The organism is Nonomuraea lactucae, from assembly GCF_003313395.1.
Classification (GTDB): Bacteria; Actinomycetota; Actinomycetes; order Streptosporangiales; family Streptosporangiaceae; genus Nonomuraea; species Nonomuraea lactucae.
Genome location: NZ_QNFZ01000630.1, coordinates 1 through 2598, shown reverse-complemented (window position 1 = coordinate 2598; position 2598 = coordinate 1). Strand labels below are relative to the sequence as shown.

Here is a 2598-nt window from a genome sequence, read left to right as displayed (position 1 = left end):
CGCCGGCCGCGCGGGGGCTGGGCCTGGGCGGCGTGCTGCTGCGCCGCTGCCTGGCCGACATGCGCGGCGCCGGGATGGTCGCCGCGCAGATCGGATGGGTCGGCCCGCTGCGGTTCTACTCGCGCGCGGTGGGCGCGCGGGCCGAGCGGGTCTTCTGGCTCTACCGCCGCGACCTGGCGTGATGTCACTGGATGTCACTGGATGTCACGGAACGGCCGGCCGCGGGCTCCGCCGGGAACGTGCCATGAACGCGGAGTATTGGAAGTTCTTTACAATAGAGAAGCAAAGGGTGGAAATTAGCGTCATGACCGATCCCCTACCGGAGTTGGCGACCGAGCAGAGCGACCCTCGCTACAGCCAGATCGACCGACTGCCCACCGAGCAGATCGCGCGGCTCATGAACCAGGCCGACGCCGCGGTGCCCGCCGCCGTCGCGGTGGCGATCCCGGCGATCTCAGCCGCGATCGACGCGATCTCCACGCGGATGCGGGCGGGCGGGCGGCTGCTGTACGTGGGGGCGGGCACGTCGGGCCGGCTGGCCGTGCTCGACGCCTCCGAGTGCCCGCCCACCTTCGGCACCGACCCCGGGCTCGTCCAAGGCGTGATCGCCGGCGGCCCCGAGGCGCTCACCCGCTCCGTCGAGGGCGCCGAGGACGACGCCGACGGGGGCGCCGCCGCGCTGGCGGGCCTGGAGGTGGGACCGCTCGACTCGGTGGTGGGCGTCTCGGCCAGCGGTCGCGCGCCGTTCGTGCTGGGCGCGCTGGTGGAGGCCGCCAGGCGGGGCGCGCTCACCGTCGGGTTGTCGTGCAACGACGGCGCTCCCCTGTCGGCCGCCGCCGAGCACGCCATCGAGGTGGTCGTGGGCGCCGAGGTCGTGGCCGGTTCGACCAGGCTCAAGGCGGGCACCGCCCAGAAGCTGGTGCTCAACATGATCTCCACCATCTCCATGGTGCGTCTCGGCCGCACGTACGGCAACCGGATGATCGAGATGTCGGCGATGAACAGCAAGCTGGCCGACCGGGCGATCCGCATGGTCAGCGAGATCACCGGCGCCGACCGCGAGACGGCGGCCAAGGCGGTGGACGCGGCCGACGGGCAGGCGAAGACGGCGGTGGTGATGATCCAGCACGGGCTCGGGGCTGAGGAGGCGCGCGCGCTGCTGGAGTCGCACGGCGAGCGCCTCAGCGACGCGCTGAGCGGCTGACCCACCGCCCGCAACCGGGCCAAGGAGGAGGGGGCCCGGCTGAGGGAGCCGGCCAGGCGGTCGCACACGGCAGGATCACAGGAGACCGCGGCGAGACAAGGGAAAGCCGGGATCAGGGACAGCCGGGATCAGGGACAGCTGGGATCGAGGGGGAGCCGAGATCGAGAGAGGCCGGGCGATGTCCGATCGGCTGGAGGCGATCCTGGCCGGCGCGGTGCCGCGCGTCTGCTCGGCGGCGGTCGCGCTGATCGCCGTGGACGGCCGGGTCGCGGCGTCGGCGGCGACGGGCGAGCTCGTCCGGTACGCCGACGCCGACGGGACCCCCGCCCGCGACCGGCCGCCCGCGCGCCGCGACTCCATCTTCGACCTGGCCTCGATCAGCAAGCTGTTCACCACGGCCGTCCTGCTCTCCCTGGCCGAGGACGGCGACCTGGACCTGGACGAGCCGGTGGCGGCGTGGCTCCCCGGGCGGGACGCGCGGATCACCACGCGCCGCCTGCTCACCCACACGGCCGGGCTGCGGTCCACCCGCCGCATCGACCTCGAACTGCCGGACGCGGACCCCGCCACCCGGCTGGCCGCCATGATCGACACACCGGTCACCGAGCCGGTCGGCGGCCCCTACCTGTACACCGACGTCGGCATGGTCACGGCCGGCCGGGTGGCCGAGCTGGCCGGCGGCGCGCCGCTGGACGAGCTGGTCCGCGCCCGGGTCACCGACGTGCTCGGCCTCCGCGACACCGGATACCGGCCCGCGCCGGGCCTGCTGCCGCGGATCGCCGCCACGGAGTGGAAACCGGAACGCGCGGGGCCGGGCTGCGTGCGCGGCGAGGTCCACGACGAGACCGCCTACGGCCTGGGCGGCGTAGCGGGGCACGCGGGGGTGTTCGCCACGGCCGACGACCTGCTCGCGTTCGGCGAGACGCTGCGGCTCGGCGGCGGCGCGCTGCTGCGCCCGGAGAGCGTGGCCGAGATGGTCCGCGACCAGGGGGCCGAGGGCGCGGCCTTCCGCCACGGGCTGGGGGTCCGCATCGGCGACCCGGCGATCGTGGGGCCGCTGGCGGGCGCGTACGGGCACTCGGGGTTCACCGGCACCTCGCTGGTGGTGGACCCCGACCGGCGGCTGACGGTGGTGCTGCTGACGAACGCCGTCCACCCGGTGCGCGGCCGTGACGGCATCCGCGGCCTGCGCCGCGCGGTCGCCGCCGAGGCCCTCCGCCTCGCCTCACCACCGCCCACGGGCGCCCCTGACTCCCTACTTACTCCATACTGTGACCCCTACTGACCCCTACTGACCCCAGCTGACCCCTGCGGACCCCCGCTGACCCCCTGCGGGCACGCCGCCGGAGCCGCCCGGCGTCCACCGGCGCCCGTCAGGCGGCGCCCGTCAGGCG

At 74.9% G+C, this 2598-nt stretch carries 2 protein-coding genes and 1 pseudogene; all 3 read left to right on the top strand.

The window, feature by feature from the left end:
• Positions 1 to 182 (top strand): annotated as a pseudogene (locus tag DQW85_RS24505) (GNAT family N-acetyltransferase); the annotation flags it as partial.
• Positions 183 to 304: 122 nt separating this feature from the next.
• Positions 305 to 1204, top strand: coding sequence for an N-acetylmuramic acid 6-phosphate etherase (gene murQ, locus DQW85_RS24500; RefSeq protein WP_113702371.1), 900 nt, complete (start codon positions 305 to 307; stop codon positions 1202 to 1204).
• A 178-nt stretch (positions 1205 to 1382) separates the two neighbouring features.
• Positions 1383 to 2489, top strand: a complete 1107-nt coding sequence (locus tag DQW85_RS24495; protein ID WP_113702370.1) for a serine hydrolase domain-containing protein — start codon at positions 1383 to 1385, stop codon at positions 2487 to 2489.
• The last annotated feature ends 109 nt before the right edge of the window (positions 2490 to 2598 follow it).